This is a genomic window from Aromatoleum evansii (assembly GCF_045689615.1).
GTDB lineage: Bacteria > Pseudomonadota > Gammaproteobacteria > Burkholderiales > Rhodocyclaceae > Aromatoleum > Aromatoleum evansii.
In genome coordinates this window covers 3,798,850-3,811,656 of sequence record NZ_CP141259.1, presented here as the reverse complement: position 1 = coordinate 3,811,656, position 12,807 = coordinate 3,798,850, and the positions used below count along the sequence as shown (strand labels likewise).

The window sequence follows — 12,807 nt, the reverse complement described above, 5'->3', positions numbered from 1 at the left end:
GGAGACTGAAAGATGAGCGAACTGAAAGCCGGACTGACCTCCACCCGCCGCTACGACATCGACAAGGGCCGCACCATCGGCTTCATGGGCGACGACTGCCGTGTCTACTCGACCCCGGCGCTGCTTTACGACATCGAAGTCGTGTGCCGCGACCTCCTTCTGGAGAACATTGAGGCGGGCAAGGACTCCGTCGGCACGCGCGTCGAGCTCGACCACGTCGGCGCCACCTTGCTGGGCATGTGGGTCGAGATCACGGTGAAGCTGGTTGAAGTAAACGGCCCGGCCGTGACCTTCGAATTCACCGCCCGCGACGCCCTCGAGGAAGTCGCCCGCGGCAAGCACAGCCGCTTCATCGTCGGAGCAGAGAAGACCGCCCAGCGCCTCAAGGCCAAGCTCGAAAAGGCGATGGCCGCAGCCTGATCTGCCGAAACGAAGCGGGCGTCCTTTCGGACGCCCGTCGTCGATCGGCGGGGAACCTGCGCGCGTTCAGGCCGGCCTGTGCCGGCGTCGTCCGAATCCCAATCCGACAAGCCCGGCGCCGAGAAGCAGCAGCGATGAAGGCTCAGGAACCGCCTGCACCACGATCCCGTCAGTCGTCTCTGCCTCGAGCGGGGCCTTCGTCAGCCTGAACGTGGCGTAGATTTCGTTCGTGTTCGGTTTGCTCCATGTGCATTGGCCGCTGTTTCCTTCGCATAGCCAGACCGCCGGAGAGAGGCTGATCTCGATTTCGCCACCGTCGTCGAGCGCGAGCAGGAAAGAAAGGAAGGTCGCAGCAAGGTCGGTGTTCGCCGGGCCGGCGCCCTTGTCCCAGAACGGTCCCACAGTGGCCTGCACCGTTGCATCCAGATCCGCGGCGCCGCCACCAGGCGAATCGAACTCGATCAGGGCTGCGAGGTCCAGGTGATCGAGCTCCGATGCGCTGCCGTTGGCGCTGATCGCGGCATCCTCCTCGGCGAGGGTGCCCCAGCCGAAACGAATCGTCTCGAAGTCACCGTCGCCAGTGAGCATGAAGCTCGTGCCTGCAAGGTTCGGATCGATGCTCCAGGCGGCGTTGAGGTACCTATGTCCCTCATCGCAGCTCGCGCTCGTGCAGGCGGCGTCCCAACCTGAGCCCAGGCTCCAGCTGCCGCCGGAAATCTCCACACTGACGGGCGCCGCGCCGACAAATGCCGGTATCGATAGCGCTGCCGCCAGCGTGGTGCGCGCAAGCAGTCGATAAGCAGTCATTGTTCTTCTCCTTCGCGCGATCGCCCCGGGCGGTGGCCGTTCCGCGGTGCAGGCGTTCTCCCTGAAGCAGCACTGCCCCCTCAGGGGCTACTCCCGTCGTTTGAAACACTCTATTCGGGAACGGCACGAGGCAGTCGTGATATCGGCCACGGTTCCTGCAAATTGTGGATCCGTCGGCCATTTGCTGAGGATGTCGCGAGAATCTGGCTCAACGGGCGCGCGCTCCAGTAGACTTCGCCGCATGGAGAGCAAAGGATGAATGACGAAGACTACATGCGTGTCGCACTGGAGCAGGCGCGCGAGGCGGGGAGTTGCGACGAGGTGCCGGTTGGCGCCGTCGTCGTGCTCGATGGCGAGATCGTGGGCCGCGGATTCAATCAGCCCATCGGTCGGCACGATCCGACCGCCCACGCGGAAGTGATGGCCCTGCGTGACGCCGCCGCCCGGCTCGGCAACTACCGGCTTCCGGGTTGCGAGTTGTACGTGACGTTGGAACCCTGTGCGATGTGTAGCGGCGCGATCATGCACTCGCGCATTGCGCGCGTCGTGTTCGGTGCACGTGACCCGAAGACCGGCGTCGCCGGCAGCGTCATCGACCTCTTCGCCGAATCGCGCCTGAACCATCACGCGACCATATCGGGCGGGGTGCTCGCCGAGGAGTGCGGCGGCCTCCTGTCGAGTTTCTTCGCGGCGCGGCGCGGTCGCACCCTCGTCGCCTGACGCCCATGCGCATCCTGATCGACCTGGCTACCCAGCGCCTGAGCCTCTTCGGCGCCGACGGCGCCTGCATCCGCCGCTACAGCGTCTCGACCGCCCTCAACGGCCCTGGCGAAGTGCAGGACAGCGGCTGCACGCCGCGCGGACGGCACCGCATCCGCGCGAAAATCGGCGCAGGGGCTACAACGGCCGCAGTGTTCCGCGGACGGCGCCCGACGGGTGAAGTGTGGACACCGGAACTCGCCGCGGCCAATCCCGGGCGCGACTGGATCCTCTCTCGCATCCTGTGGCTCAGCGGCTGCGAGCCGGGTCGCAACCGCCTCGGCAAGGTGGATTCGATGCGCCGCTACATCTACATTCACGGCACCCCGGACGATCAGCCGATGGGCGAGGCGCGTTCGCATGGCTGCATCCGCATGCGCAACGACGACGTGATCGAACTGTTCGACCTGGTGCAGGCCGGGACGGAAGTGGATATCGAGGAGACGACGAACGTGGACGCGGCGCCGAGGGTCCGCATTCTCGACTGGGACGACGCTGCAGCGCTCGCGATGCCGCTGCGCGAACGGGTGTTCGTGATGGAGCAGGGCGTGCCCGCCGAGCTCGAGCGCGACGCCAATGACCCGCACTGCCGCCACGTCGTGGCCACGGCTGCGGCCGGCGACGTCGTGGGCACCGGCCGGCTGCTGCCCGACGGGCACATCGGCCGCATGGCCGTCGCGGCTGCATGGCGCAACCGCGGCATCGGCGGACGGATGCTCGAAGCCCTCGTCATTGAAGCCGGCCGTCTCGGATTCCGCGAGGTCGTCCTGAACGCCCAGATCGACGCCGTCGACTTCTATCTGCGGCACGGCTTCAAGCCGGAAGGCGATGTGTTCGTCGAGGCCGGCATCCGCCACCAGACGATGCGCCGCGCCCTGGTGCCGGCAGGCGCCTGACGCTTTCAGCCGGAGACGGCAGTGTTGAAGCGGTGAGTAACTTCGCTCGCGAATTCGCCGCGCTCGTTCCAGGTCCATTCGCGGAACGTCACCTTGCCATCCCGATCCTGCAGGATCAGCGTCGAGCAGCGCGTACCGTAACCCGGCGCGCGGATGAATGCCGGCGACAGCCAGCGCTCCCAGTCCGCGCTCACACCGGTTTCCGGCAGGTGATGATCGGGCGCAGGCTCGTCGTCGCGCAGCAGGCCGAGGAACGCGTCGGCGTCGGGCAGGCGGGCGAGCGCCGCGGTGAAACGTTCGCGCGCCAGCTCCACCTTGGGCCAGGGCGTGTCGAGGACATGGTTCGACAAGCCGTACACGCCGGGCTCGAGCAAGCGCACCGAACCCGTCGTGCTCTCATGGATTCCCAGCAGGCGGCCGTCGCTCACCAGCAGGTTGAAGGCCGCATATTGCGCGCTGACCTCGGCCACTAACCGCAAGCGCTGCTCCGCGTCATCGGTTCCGGTCAGGCAGTCGCGCACCAGCGTGCCGCGCGAGGGTGCGCCCGGACGGTGCCGGGTCGGATCACGGTAGTTCGTCAGCGCGGCGAAGCGGCCGCCGCGGCTGAGGCCCATCCATGTTCCACCGGCTTCCAGATCGCGCCCCGCAAGCAGCTCGGGCGCGTCGGTCCACCAGTGCGCCGGAACCGCCGGACGGGCTAGAAACTCGTCGCGATTGGCGGCGACGACCAGCGGGTAGTCCGGATGGGCGTGCCAGCCGACGACGATCAGGCACATTCGACGAAGCGTTCCGTGTGACGCGCGGCCCCGGGTTCGACGAGATCCGCGACCTGGTGCGCGTCAGTCTCGATGCGCAGGGCCGCCTCGAACGCCTCCGGATCGGCCACGCCCTCGTACACTTCCATCCACGTCACTGCGTCGTCGCGCCGCTCCAGCAGGCGTCCCGCGACGCCGGTGCGCCGTTCGAGCGCCGCCTGCATGGCGCGCACGGTCGCCTCCGCGTCCTCGTGCTCGGCATCGGCACGGACGCGGTAATAGACGTAGTAATGCACGCAGGCCACAGGGTCACCGCTCATTTTTCGGGCAGCGCGTAGGGTAGGTCGAGGAACTGCAGCTGCGGTCCCTGCGGGCTGCCCACATGGACCTCCCCGGCTTCGGCGCAGCTGATCTGCATCACCGCCAGCGCCTCGAAGCCCCCCTTGGGCGCGGGCACCACGTTCACCAGCTTGCCGGCCGACTGGTCGCCGAACTCGGGCGTGAACAGGTCGGCGCCCACTGCCGGAGCCGCATCACCGGACACATGCACGTGATACATGCGCTTCTTCAGTTTGCCGAGGTACTGCGTGCGGGCGACGATCTCCTGCCCCGGATAGCAGCCCTTGTTGAAACTCACCCCGCCGATCACCTCGAAATTGAGCATCTGGGCGACGAATTCCTCCTGCGTTGCCGCCGTAATCAGCGGCAGGCCGGCACGGATCATCGCAAGCTGCCAGGCCGCCGTACCGGCCTTTGTCGCGCCGCCCGCCGCCAGCTTCCGGAACACTTCGGGCGCTTCGGCAGTCGGCACCGCAACGACCAGGTTGCGCAGGTCGAGCCGGATGCAGCGCACTTCCCCCGCCACCGCCTGCGTCATCGGCGCGACCGGTGCGGCAATCCCGGCACTCGCGAGCGCGGCGTCCGCAGCAGCCCCGCTTACCCCGATCAGCACCGTGTCCGGCGTCGCGTCCGCAAGCTTCACCTTGCTGCGCAGCACATACATGGACAGCTTCTTCTGCAGCATCGGCTGGACGTCGGCCGAGGCTGCGATCATCTGGCCGGAGTCGTCGCTCCACAACAGCAGGCTCGCAAGCATGCGGCCCTTCGGCGTATTGAAGCTCGACCACTGCGCAGACTGCGGACCGAGCTTCTTGACGTCGTTCGACAGCAGGTTGTGCAGGAAGGTGACCGAGTCGTCGCCGGCGCAGCGGATCAGGCCGAGGTGCACCAGCGGCACCGCCACGGTGCCGGATTCCACGGCGCGCACTTCCGCTTCCGGAGCATCGAAACGGATGCCGGAGTCTTCCAGCGTGGCGCCTTCGCGTACCAGAAATTCTGTCCAGGTCGTGTTCATGTGCGTTTGTCGGGGCGGTGGAGGGATGTGGAATTGGGATGAAGTATTATAGGGCCCCGCAGACGCAATGGTTGCGGGCCAAACATTCCAGCCAGACCTCTCGCCGCGCGCCGCGCAACGATATCCGCCCTGATGAAGCCCTTCGTTATCCGCCTGCTGATCGCACTCGCGCTCGCCGTCGCGGCCGTATCCGCCGCCGCGTGGTGGTATGCGCAGCGTCCGCTGAAGCTGGCGCAGCCGCTCGTCGATTTCACGGTCCAGCGCGGACACACGATGCGCCAGGCAGCAGCGACGATCGCTGCTGCGGGCGTCGACGTCAATCCGCGGGCGCTGTACTGGATCGCCCGCATCACCGGCAAGGCCGGCCGCATCATGGCGGGCAGCTACGAAGTCCATCAGGGCATCACGCCTTGGCTGCTCATCCTGAAGCTGTCCAGCGGCGACGTCTCGCAGGCCGAAGTCCGCTTCGTCGAAGGCTGGAATTTTCGTCAGGTGCGCGCGGTGCTCGAATCCAACCCCCACCTCCTGCAGGACATCGCCGGTCTCTCCGATGCCGACATCCTGCGCGCCATCGGAGCGACCGAAACGCATCCGGAAGGTCTGTTCTTCCCCGACACCTACCTCTTCGACAAGCAGTCGAGCGCCATTGCGGTGCTGCGCCGCGCCTATTCCGCGATGAAGCAGCGCCTCGCGCAGGCATGGGAGACGCGCGATCCAAGGGTTCCGCTTGCGTCGCCCTACGACGCGCTGATCCTCGCGTCCATCGTCGAGAAGGAAACCGGCCGCCCCGAGGATCGCGGGCTGGTCGCCTCCGTCTTCGCCAACCGGCTGCGCATCGGCATGCGCCTGCAGACCGATCCCACGGTGATCTACGGTTATGGCGAGGGCTTCGACGGCCGCCTGAGGAAATGGCACCTCGAAACCGACCACCTCTACAACACCTACACGCGCGCCGGGCTGCCGCCGACGCCGATCGCGATGCCGGGTGCCGAATCGCTCAATGCAGCGGTACGCCCGGCCCAGACCGAATACCTGTATTTCGTCTCGCGTGGCGACGGGACCAGCGAGTTTTCCTCCAACCTCAACGACCACAACAAGGCGGTCAATCGTTATCAGCGGGGATCGGGAAGTTGAACCAGACGCGCGCCCGCGGGCGCTTCATCACCTTCGAAGGCATAGACGGCGCCGGCAAGAGCAGCCAGATCGCGGCCGTCGTCGCACTCCTCCAGGCACGCGGGCTGACCGTTGACCAGACGCGTGAACCGGGTGGCACGGCCCTCGGCGAGAAACTCCGCGAACTCCTGCTGCACGAGCCCATGCACCTCGAAACCGAGGCCATGCTGATGTTCGCAGCACGTCGCGAACATCTCGCCGCCCGCATCCATCCCGCGCTCGCAACCGGAACCTGGGTCGTGTCCGACCGCTTCACCGACGCCACCTACGCTTACCAGGTCGGCGGGCGCGGACTCGACGCCGCGAAATTCTCCGCCCTCGAGGACTGGGTGCACCCAGGGTTCCAGCCCGACCTGACCCTCGTCTTCGACCTCCCGCCGGAGGTCGCCGCGGCACGCGTCGCCAATACCGGCACCGCGCCGGACCGTTTCGAGCGCGAGCAGCGCGACTTCTTCGAGCGCGTGCGCACGGCCTACCTCGAACGGGCGCGCATGGCCCCCGAGCGTATCCGCGTCATCGCGGCCGATCGCCCGCCCGAACGGATCCGCGCCGAGATCGAGGCGATTGTCGCGGAGCGATTCTTCCGATGATCCACCCCTGGCTGCAGGAGAGCTGGCAGCGACTGGTCGGCCTGGGCGGGCGGCTGCCGCATGCGCTGCTCTTCGTCGGTCCCGAAGGCCTCGGCAAGCGCGAGCTCGCCGATGCGCTCGCGGCACGCCTGCTGTGCGCCGCCCCTGCCGCGGACGGCCACGCCTGCGGCCACTGTGTTCCTTGTCAGCTGCGGCTATCCGGCAATCACCCCGACCTGCTGCCCATCGTCCCCGAAGCCGACGCGGCATCGGAGAGCGAAGCAGGGGAGGGCGGCGACGCTGGCGAAGCCGGTAGCGGCAAGAAGAAATCCTCGCAGATTCGTATCGAGCAGATCCGCGACCTGCAGGAAGCGCTCTCCGTGACTGGGCACCAGAGCAGCCGGCGCGTCATCGTCGTCGATCCGGCCGAGGCGATGAACGCCTTCACCGCCAACGCCTTGCTGAAACTGCTCGAGGAACCGCCGGAGGGCTGCGTGTTCCTGCTCGTGTCGTCGGCCCCGCGCCGCCTGCTGCCCACCATCCGCAGTCGCTGCCAGCAGTGGAGCTTCGCGCGTCCGGCGGCGGACGTCGTCGCGCAATGGCTCGCCGGCCCTGACGCACCGCCCGCGGACCTGCTCGCGCTCACGGGCGGCATGCCGCTTGCAGCCCAGCGCCTTGCGAAGACCGGTTCCGATGCCCTTCTGCGGCGCTTCGTGAAGGACATTGCGGCGCTGCCCGCCGGTGATCCGCTGAAACTTGCCGGCCAGTGGGAAAGCTGGCTCAAGTCCAAGGAAGCGCTCGCGGCCGGCTTCGGCATGCCGCAGCTCGTCGAATGGCTGCAACGCTGGGTCACCGACCTTGCCTCGCTGCGCCTTGGCGGGCGCCTGCGCTTCTTCCCCGGTGAGGATGGCGTCATTGCCGCGCTCGCGCAGCGCACCAGCGTGGCGGCTGTGACGAACTGCTACAATGAACTCGCCCGGATCCGCCGGGTCGCACAGCATCCGCTCAATGCAAGGCTGATGCTCGAAGACATGCTCCTGCGCTATGCGCGCGCCGTGACCGGAACCCGCCGATGAGCGAAGCTCCCAAACAAAGCGTCGCACGCCCCAGCGTGCTGTCGCTGAACATCAACTCGAAGTCCGCGCTCTACGCCGCCTACATGCCCTTCCTGGCCAACGGCGGCATCTTCGTGCCGACGCCGCGCGTGCATGCGCTCGGAGACGAAGTCTTCATGCTTCTGCAGCTCATGGACGACCCGACCAAGCACCCGGTCGCGGCGACCGTCGTGTGGGTCACGCCCCAAGGCGCACAGGGCGGCAAGACCCAGGGCATCGGCGTGCATTTCAGCTCGGACGAGTCCGGCAAGGCCTTGCGCGCACGCATCGAGCAGATCCTTGCCGGTCACCTTGGCTCGAACCGCCCCACCCATACCCTCTGACCCCTCTGACGTTTCATCGATGTTCGTAGATTCACACTGTCATCTGGATTTCCCCGACCTGGCCGAGCGTGAAGAGACCATCCTCGCGGCGATGGCCCAAAACCGCGTCGGCCACGCGCTGTGCGTCAGCGTCAAGATGGAAGACTTCCCGCGCGTGCTCGCGCTCGCAGAGCGTCACCCCAACCTGTCCGCGTCCGTGGGTGTGCACCCGGACAACGACGGCGTCGAGGAGCCCGATGAAGCCCGCCTGCTGGCGCTTGCCGATCACCCCAAGGTCGTCGCCATCGGCGAAACCGGCCTCGATTACTACTGGCAGAAGGACGCGCCCGAGTGGCAGCGCGAACGCTTCCGCACCCATATCCGTGCCGCCTGCCAATGCGGCAAGCCGCTGATCGTCCACACGCGTTCGGCCGCCGACGACACCCTGCGCCTGATGCGCGAGGAGGGCGCCGGTGAAGCCGGCGGCGTGATGCACTGCTTCACCGAATCGCGTGAAGTTGCCGAGGCCGCTCTCGATCTCGGCTTCTACATCTCGTTCTCCGGCATCGTCACGTTCAAGAACGCCCGGGAGCTGAAGGCCGTCGCCCAATACGTACCGCTCGACCGCCTGCTCATCGAAACCGACGCCCCATATCTCGCACCGGTTCCGCATCGCGGCAAAACCAACGAACCCGCCTGGGTCGTCCACGTCGCCGAAGAGATCGCCCGCCTGCGCAACGAACCGCTCGAGCGCATCGAATCGGCCACCACCGAAAACTTCTTCCGCCTCTTTCGCCATGCCCAAGCCCACTGAATCGATGAAGCGCCTTCTCGTCTCCGCGATCCTCGCCTGCGCGTTCCTCGGTTCGACCGCGCAAGCCGACAGCTACGAAGACGCCCTCAGCTCGGCGCGTCGGGGAGACACGCCGCAACTCATGCAACTCATCAAACGCGGCGTCGATCCGAACACCGTCGACGCGCAAGGCAGCACCCTGCTGATCCTCGCCGCGCGCGAAGGCAACCTCGACACCGTGAAGGAACTGCTCAAGCACCGGCCCAAGGTCTCGCTGCGCAACGCCGCGGGCGATTCGGCCTTGATGCTGGCCGTGCTCAAGGGGGAGATCGCCATCGTCGACGTACTGCTCGAAGCGGGCGCCGAGGTGAACCACGACGGCTGGACGCCGCTGATGTACGCAGCCTTCGAGGGACGTACCGAGATCGTCGATCGGCTTCTCGCGCGCGGCGCCGACGTCGGCGCGCTTGCCCCGAACGGATCCACTTCGCTGATGCTCGCAGCACGCAACGGCCACAGCGACGTAGTCCGCCGTCTGCTGAAGGCCGGAGCCGATCTCGATCAGAAGAACGACACCGGCTTCACTGCCGAAAGCTGGGCGCTGGACAACGGCAACACCGACATCGCCGGCCTGCTGCGCGCCGAACGCAGCCGCCGGCAGGCCGCCGGCGCCCGCTGAACGCGCCTACGGGCGAGGCGGTGCGGAACTGTGTGCCGCTCGTCCGCGCACAACGGCTTGCAGCGCAGGCGCGAAGCGGGCCGCCGTCGCGATCGTCGCCGCGTGGATGGCGACCGTGTCCTCGATGATTCGCGCGTACCCGCCCGCCATCGCAATCGCGACCGGCGTGCCGTGCTCCACGCACCATTGCAGAACCATCTCGTCGCGGGCAGCCAGCCCCTCGAAGCTCAGCCCGAGTCGTCCCAGACGATCGTCGCGATACGGATCGGCGCCGGCAAGATAGATCGCCAGATCCGGCTTCATTGCCGCCTGAACCTCCTCCAGGCCACCGCGGAGCGTCGCGAGATAGGTCGCATCCCCCGTCCCGTCCGGGAGCTCGATGTCGAGGGTGGATATCGCCTTGCGGAACGGAAAATTCTTCTCGCCGTGGATACTCAGCGTGAACACATCCGGATCGCCGGACAGGATTGCCGCCGTACCGTCTCCCTGATGCACATCGCAGTCGATTATCGCCACGGTCCGCGCACGGCCCTCCGCCCGCATTGCCAGCGCCGCGATCGCCGCGTCGTTGAACACACAGAATCCCGAGCCGAAATCGCGGTGGGCGTGATGCGTTCCGCCGGCAAGATTCGCCGCGCAGCCTTCGACCAGCGCATGCCTGCAGGCGGCCAGCGTCGCCCCTGCCGAGCGCCGCGAGCGCTCCACCATTTGTAGGGACCACGGAAAACCGATCCTCCGCTGCTCCGCCTGATCGAGGGCTCCATGCGCGACGCGGTCGAGGTAGGCCGCATCGTGCGCCCGCCCGATGTCCGAGTCGCTGGCGGCTGCCGGAACGACGAAGTCGTCCGGTGAAAACCCGCCGCTGCGCATCAGCTGCTCGCGCAGGAGCGAATACTTCTCCATCGGAAAGCGGTGTCCCTCAGGCAGGGGAAGGACGAAGTGGTCGGCATAGAACAGTTTCACAAGACGAATCCTCGACGGGTTTCGAGTTGAGTGCAGCACAAACGGCTGCGACATCTCCCAAATAAAGCATGCCGCAAAAAAGCGCTTGACGGCTTGTTCAAGGTCTATATAATTCGCGCCTCTTTCAGCGCTGCAGCGGTTTCGAGGCAGCGGCGGGGAGCAGGAAAGAGGTGGTGGTGCGGTAGCGGTGTAAAAAATAAATCGCTGCGGTGCTTGACGAAGTGAAGCAAGTTTGTCAGAATCTCTTTCTCGCTGCTTCGGCGGCGGTTCTTTAAAAAATTGGACAACCGATAAGTGTGAGTGCTTGGTTGGCGCGACCGAGACTGCTTCGGCAGTTTTAATGTTGCAAAGATTGAGTGCTCAACTGTAAGTCAGTAATGATTTCTTTGAGTGCTTTGTTGGATTGAACTTAAGAGTTTGATCCTGGCTCAGATTGAACGCTGGCGGCATGCTTTACACATGCAAGTCGAACGGCAGCGGGGGCTTCGGCCTGCCGGCGAGTGGCGAACGGGTGAGTAATGCATCGGAACGTACCCAGTCATGGGGGATAACTACGCGAAAGCGTAGCTAATACCGCATACGCCCTGAGGGGGAAAGCGGGGGATCGCAAGACCTCGCGTGATTGGAGCGGCCGATGTCGGATTAGCTAGTTGGTGGGGTAAAGGCCTACCAAGGCGACGATCCGTAGCGGGTCTGAGAGGATGATCCGCCACACTGGGACTGAGACACGGCCCAGACTCCTACGGGAGGCAGCAGTGGGGAATTTTGGACAATGGGGGCAACCCTGATCCAGCCATGCCGCGTGAGTGAAGAAGGCCTTCGGGTTGTAAAGCTCTTTCAGACGGAAAGAAAACGCTTCCCCTAATACGGGAGGTGGATGACGGTACTGTCAGAAGAAGCACCGGCTAACTACGTGCCAGCAGCCGCGGTAATACGTAGGGTGCGAGCGTTAATCGGAATTACTGGGCGTAAAGCGTGCGCAGGCGGTTGTGTAAGACAGGTGTGAAATCCCCGGGCTTAACCTGGGAACTGCGCTTGTGACTGCACGGCTAGAGTACGGCAGAGGGGGGTGGAATTCCACGTGTAGCAGTGAAATGCGTAGATATGTGGAGGAACACCGATGGCGAAGGCAGCCCCCTGGGCCGATACTGACGCTCATGCACGAAAGCGTGGGGAGCAAACAGGATTAGATACCCTGGTAGTCCACGCCCTAAACGATGTCGACTAGTCGTTCGGAGAGGTAACTCACTGAGTGACGCAGCTAACGCGTGAAGTCGACCGCCTGGGGAGTACGGCCGCAAGGTTAAAACTCAAAGGAATTGACGGGGACCCGCACAAGCGGTGGATGATGTGGATTAATTCGATGCAACGCGAAAAACCTTACCTACCCTTGACATGCCTGGAATCCTTGAGAGATCAGGGAGTGCCTTCGGGAGCCAGGACACAGGTGCTGCATGGCTGTCGTCAGCTCGTGTCGTGAGATGTTGGGTTAAGTCCCGCAACGAGCGCAACCCTTGTCGCTAATTGCCATCATTTGGTTGGGCACTTTAGCGAGACTGCCGGTGACAAACCGGAGGAAGGTGGGGATGACGTCAAGTCCTCATGGCCCTTATGGGTAGGGCTTCACACGTCATACAATGGTCGGTACAGAGGGCTGCCAAAGCGCGAGCTGGAGCCAATCCCTTAAAGCCGATCGTAGTCCGGATCGTAGTCTGCAACTCGACTACGTGAAGTCGGAATCGCTAGTAATCGCAGATCAGCATGCTGCGGTGAATACGTTCCCGGGTCTTGTACACACCGCCCGTCACACCATGGGAGTGGGTTTCACCAGAAGTAGGTAGCTTAACCTTCGGGAGGGCGCTTACCACGGTGAGATTCATGACTGGGGTGAAGTCGTAACAAGGTAGCCGTATCGGAAGGTGCGGCTGGATCACCTCCTTTCAAGAGACAGGTCCGCTGTCCGAGTACTCACAACTTATCGGTTGTTCAGGCAAGAGCCTCGAGATGGACGAGAGGGTCTGTAGCTCAGCTGGTTAGAGCACCGTCTTGATAAGGCGGGGGTCGTTGGTTCGAACCCAACCAGACCCACCACCGCATCATGAGGGGGATTAGCTCAGCTGGGAGAGCACCTGCTTTGCAAGCAGGGGGTCGTCGGTTCGATCCCGTCATCCTCCACCACATGTTCAGGTGGGCTCGAGAGTAGGGCTAAGCCGTGCGCACGT

14 protein-coding genes, 2 tRNA genes, 1 rRNA gene and 1 pseudogene are annotated in these 12,807 nt (G+C 65.0%); 13 read left to right on the top strand and 5 right to left on the bottom strand.

All coding sequences use genetic code 11. The features are described from left to right. Positions 1 to 12 precede the first annotated feature (12 nt). Positions 13 to 420: a thioesterase family protein gene (locus U5817_RS17830; RefSeq protein ID WP_169131984.1), complete on the top strand. Its 408-nt coding sequence runs from the start codon at positions 13 to 15 to the stop codon at positions 418 to 420. A gap of 66 nt (positions 421 to 486) precedes the next feature. Here the strand turns inward: U5817_RS17830 and U5817_RS17825 are convergent, their stop codons facing one another. Continuing rightward, positions 487 to 1,227, bottom strand: coding sequence for a PEP-CTERM sorting domain-containing protein (locus U5817_RS17825; RefSeq protein WP_407278282.1), 741 nt, complete (start codon positions 1,225 to 1,227; stop codon positions 487 to 489). 255 nt (positions 1,228 to 1,482) lie between these two features. Between U5817_RS17825 and tadA the strand changes: the two genes are divergently transcribed. The 3 genes and pseudogenes from tadA to U5817_RS17810 all read left to right on the top strand — a co-directional run bounded on the left by tadA (position 1,483) and on the right by U5817_RS17810 (position 2,882). Next, positions 1,483 to 1,947, top strand: coding sequence for a tRNA adenosine(34) deaminase TadA (tadA, locus tag U5817_RS17820; protein ID WP_169131985.1), 465 nt, complete (start codon positions 1,483 to 1,485; stop codon positions 1,945 to 1,947). Positions 1,948 to 1,952: 5 nt separating this feature from the next. Beyond that, a pseudogene (locus U5817_RS17815) lies at positions 1,953 to 2,429 on the top strand (L,D-transpeptidase family protein); the annotation flags it as partial. A 66-nt stretch (positions 2,430 to 2,495) separates the two neighbouring features. After that, positions 2,496 to 2,882 (top strand): GNAT family N-acetyltransferase, encoded by a 387-nt coding sequence (locus U5817_RS17810; protein ID WP_246262406.1) that lies wholly within the window; start codon positions 2,496 to 2,498, stop codon positions 2,880 to 2,882. 5 nt (positions 2,883 to 2,887) lie between these two features. On the opposite strand, the gene U5817_RS17805 is transcribed toward U5817_RS17810, so the two are convergent. The 3 genes from U5817_RS17805 to U5817_RS17795 are packed head-to-tail and all read right to left on the bottom strand — an operon-like array spanning position 2,888 to position 4,991. Beyond that, positions 2,888 to 3,658: an NRDE family protein gene (locus U5817_RS17805; protein WP_169131987.1), complete on the bottom strand. Its 771-nt coding sequence runs from the start codon at positions 3,656 to 3,658 to the stop codon at positions 2,888 to 2,890. Then, on the bottom strand, positions 3,649 to 3,957 hold the full coding sequence (locus tag U5817_RS17800) for a DUF4936 family protein (protein WP_169131988.1): 309 nt from the start codon (positions 3,955 to 3,957) through the stop codon (positions 3,649 to 3,651). Before U5817_RS17800 ends, U5817_RS17805 begins: the two co-directional genes overlap by 10 nt. Beyond that, on the bottom strand, positions 3,954 to 4,991 hold the full coding sequence (locus U5817_RS17795) for a folate-binding protein YgfZ (RefSeq protein ID WP_169131989.1): 1,038 nt from the start codon (positions 4,989 to 4,991) through the stop codon (positions 3,954 to 3,956). The genes U5817_RS17800 and U5817_RS17795 overlap by 4 nt, the downstream gene beginning before the upstream one ends. Positions 4,992 to 5,123: 132 nt before the next feature. Here U5817_RS17795 and mltG point away from each other — a divergent pair, with 132 nt between their 5' ends. From mltG to U5817_RS17765, 6 genes are read left to right on the top strand one after another with little or no spacing between them, the layout of a single operon-like run. After that, positions 5,124 to 6,125, top strand: coding sequence for an endolytic transglycosylase MltG (gene mltG, locus U5817_RS17790; RefSeq protein WP_407278281.1), 1,002 nt, complete (start codon positions 5,124 to 5,126; stop codon positions 6,123 to 6,125). After that, on the top strand, positions 6,122 to 6,754 hold the full coding sequence (tmk, locus tag U5817_RS17785) for a dTMP kinase (protein WP_407278280.1): 633 nt from the start codon (positions 6,122 to 6,124) through the stop codon (positions 6,752 to 6,754). Before mltG ends, tmk begins: the two co-directional genes overlap by 4 nt. After that, the gene (gene holB / locus U5817_RS17780; RefSeq protein WP_169131992.1) at positions 6,751 to 7,809 is read left to right on the top strand and encodes a DNA polymerase III subunit delta'; all 1,059 of its coding nucleotides are present in this window, start codon (positions 6,751 to 6,753) and stop codon (positions 7,807 to 7,809) included. Before tmk ends, holB begins: the two co-directional genes overlap by 4 nt. Further along, positions 7,806 to 8,171 (top strand): PilZ domain-containing protein, encoded by a 366-nt coding sequence (locus U5817_RS17775; protein ID WP_169131993.1) that lies wholly within the window; start codon positions 7,806 to 7,808, stop codon positions 8,169 to 8,171. The genes holB and U5817_RS17775 overlap by 4 nt, the downstream gene beginning before the upstream one ends. A gap of 19 nt (positions 8,172 to 8,190) precedes the next feature. Further along, on the top strand, positions 8,191 to 8,964 hold the full coding sequence (locus tag U5817_RS17770; RefSeq protein ID WP_407278279.1) for a TatD family hydrolase: 774 nt from the start codon (positions 8,191 to 8,193) through the stop codon (positions 8,962 to 8,964). Further along, positions 8,948 to 9,622 (top strand): ankyrin repeat domain-containing protein, encoded by a 675-nt coding sequence (locus tag U5817_RS17765; protein ID WP_407278278.1) that lies wholly within the window; start codon positions 8,948 to 8,950, stop codon positions 9,620 to 9,622. The genes U5817_RS17770 and U5817_RS17765 overlap by 17 nt, the downstream gene beginning before the upstream one ends. Before the next feature lie 6 nt (positions 9,623 to 9,628). Here the strand turns inward: U5817_RS17765 and U5817_RS17760 are convergent, their stop codons facing one another. Then, positions 9,629 to 10,585, bottom strand: a complete 957-nt coding sequence (locus U5817_RS17760; RefSeq protein WP_407281096.1) for a histone deacetylase — start codon at positions 10,583 to 10,585, stop codon at positions 9,629 to 9,631. 405 nt (positions 10,586 to 10,990) lie between these two features. On the opposite strand from U5817_RS17760, the gene U5817_RS17755 reads away from it, so the two are divergent. The 3 genes from U5817_RS17755 (at position 10,991) to U5817_RS17745 (ending at position 12,763) form a co-directional block, all read left to right on the top strand. Further along, positions 10,991 to 12,526, top strand: a 16S ribosomal RNA gene (locus U5817_RS17755). A 73-nt stretch (positions 12,527 to 12,599) separates the two neighbouring features. Continuing rightward, a tRNA-Ile gene (locus tag U5817_RS17750) sits at positions 12,600 to 12,676 on the top strand. An 11-nt stretch (positions 12,677 to 12,687) separates the two neighbouring features. Continuing rightward, positions 12,688 to 12,763: transfer RNA gene (locus U5817_RS17745), tRNA-Ala, on the top strand. The last annotated feature ends 44 nt before the right edge of the window (positions 12,764 to 12,807 follow it).

Excerpts from the sequence above, each read along its gene's own strand:
- U5817_RS17830 (WP_169131984.1), top strand. The coding sequence starts at position 13 with ATGAGCGAACTGAAAGCCGGACTGACCTCCACCCGCCGCTACGACATC.
- U5817_RS17825 (WP_407278282.1), bottom strand. The coding sequence starts at position 1,227 with ATGACTGCTTATCGACTGCTTGCGCGCACCACGCTGGCGGCAGCGCTA.
- tadA (WP_169131985.1), top strand. The coding sequence starts at position 1,483 with ATGAATGACGAAGACTACATGCGTGTCGCACTGGAGCAGGCGCGCGAG.
- U5817_RS17810 (WP_246262406.1), top strand. The coding sequence starts at position 2,496 with ATGCCGCTGCGCGAACGGGTGTTCGTGATGGAGCAGGGCGTGCCCGCC.
- U5817_RS17805 (WP_169131987.1), bottom strand. The coding sequence starts at position 3,658 with ATGTGCCTGATCGTCGTCGGCTGGCACGCCCATCCGGACTACCCGCTG.
- U5817_RS17800 (WP_169131988.1), bottom strand. The coding sequence starts at position 3,957 with ATGAGCGGTGACCCTGTGGCCTGCGTGCATTACTACGTCTATTACCGC.
- U5817_RS17795 (WP_169131989.1), bottom strand. The coding sequence starts at position 4,991 with ATGAACACGACCTGGACAGAATTTCTGGTACGCGAAGGCGCCACGCTG.
- mltG (WP_407278281.1), top strand. The coding sequence starts at position 5,124 with ATGAAGCCCTTCGTTATCCGCCTGCTGATCGCACTCGCGCTCGCCGTC.
- holB (WP_169131992.1), top strand. The coding sequence starts at position 6,751 with ATGATCCACCCCTGGCTGCAGGAGAGCTGGCAGCGACTGGTCGGCCTG.
- U5817_RS17775 (WP_169131993.1), top strand. The coding sequence starts at position 7,806 with ATGAGCGAAGCTCCCAAACAAAGCGTCGCACGCCCCAGCGTGCTGTCG.
- U5817_RS17770 (WP_407278279.1), top strand. The coding sequence starts at position 8,191 with ATGTTCGTAGATTCACACTGTCATCTGGATTTCCCCGACCTGGCCGAG.
- U5817_RS17765 (WP_407278278.1), top strand. The coding sequence starts at position 8,948 with ATGCCCAAGCCCACTGAATCGATGAAGCGCCTTCTCGTCTCCGCGATC.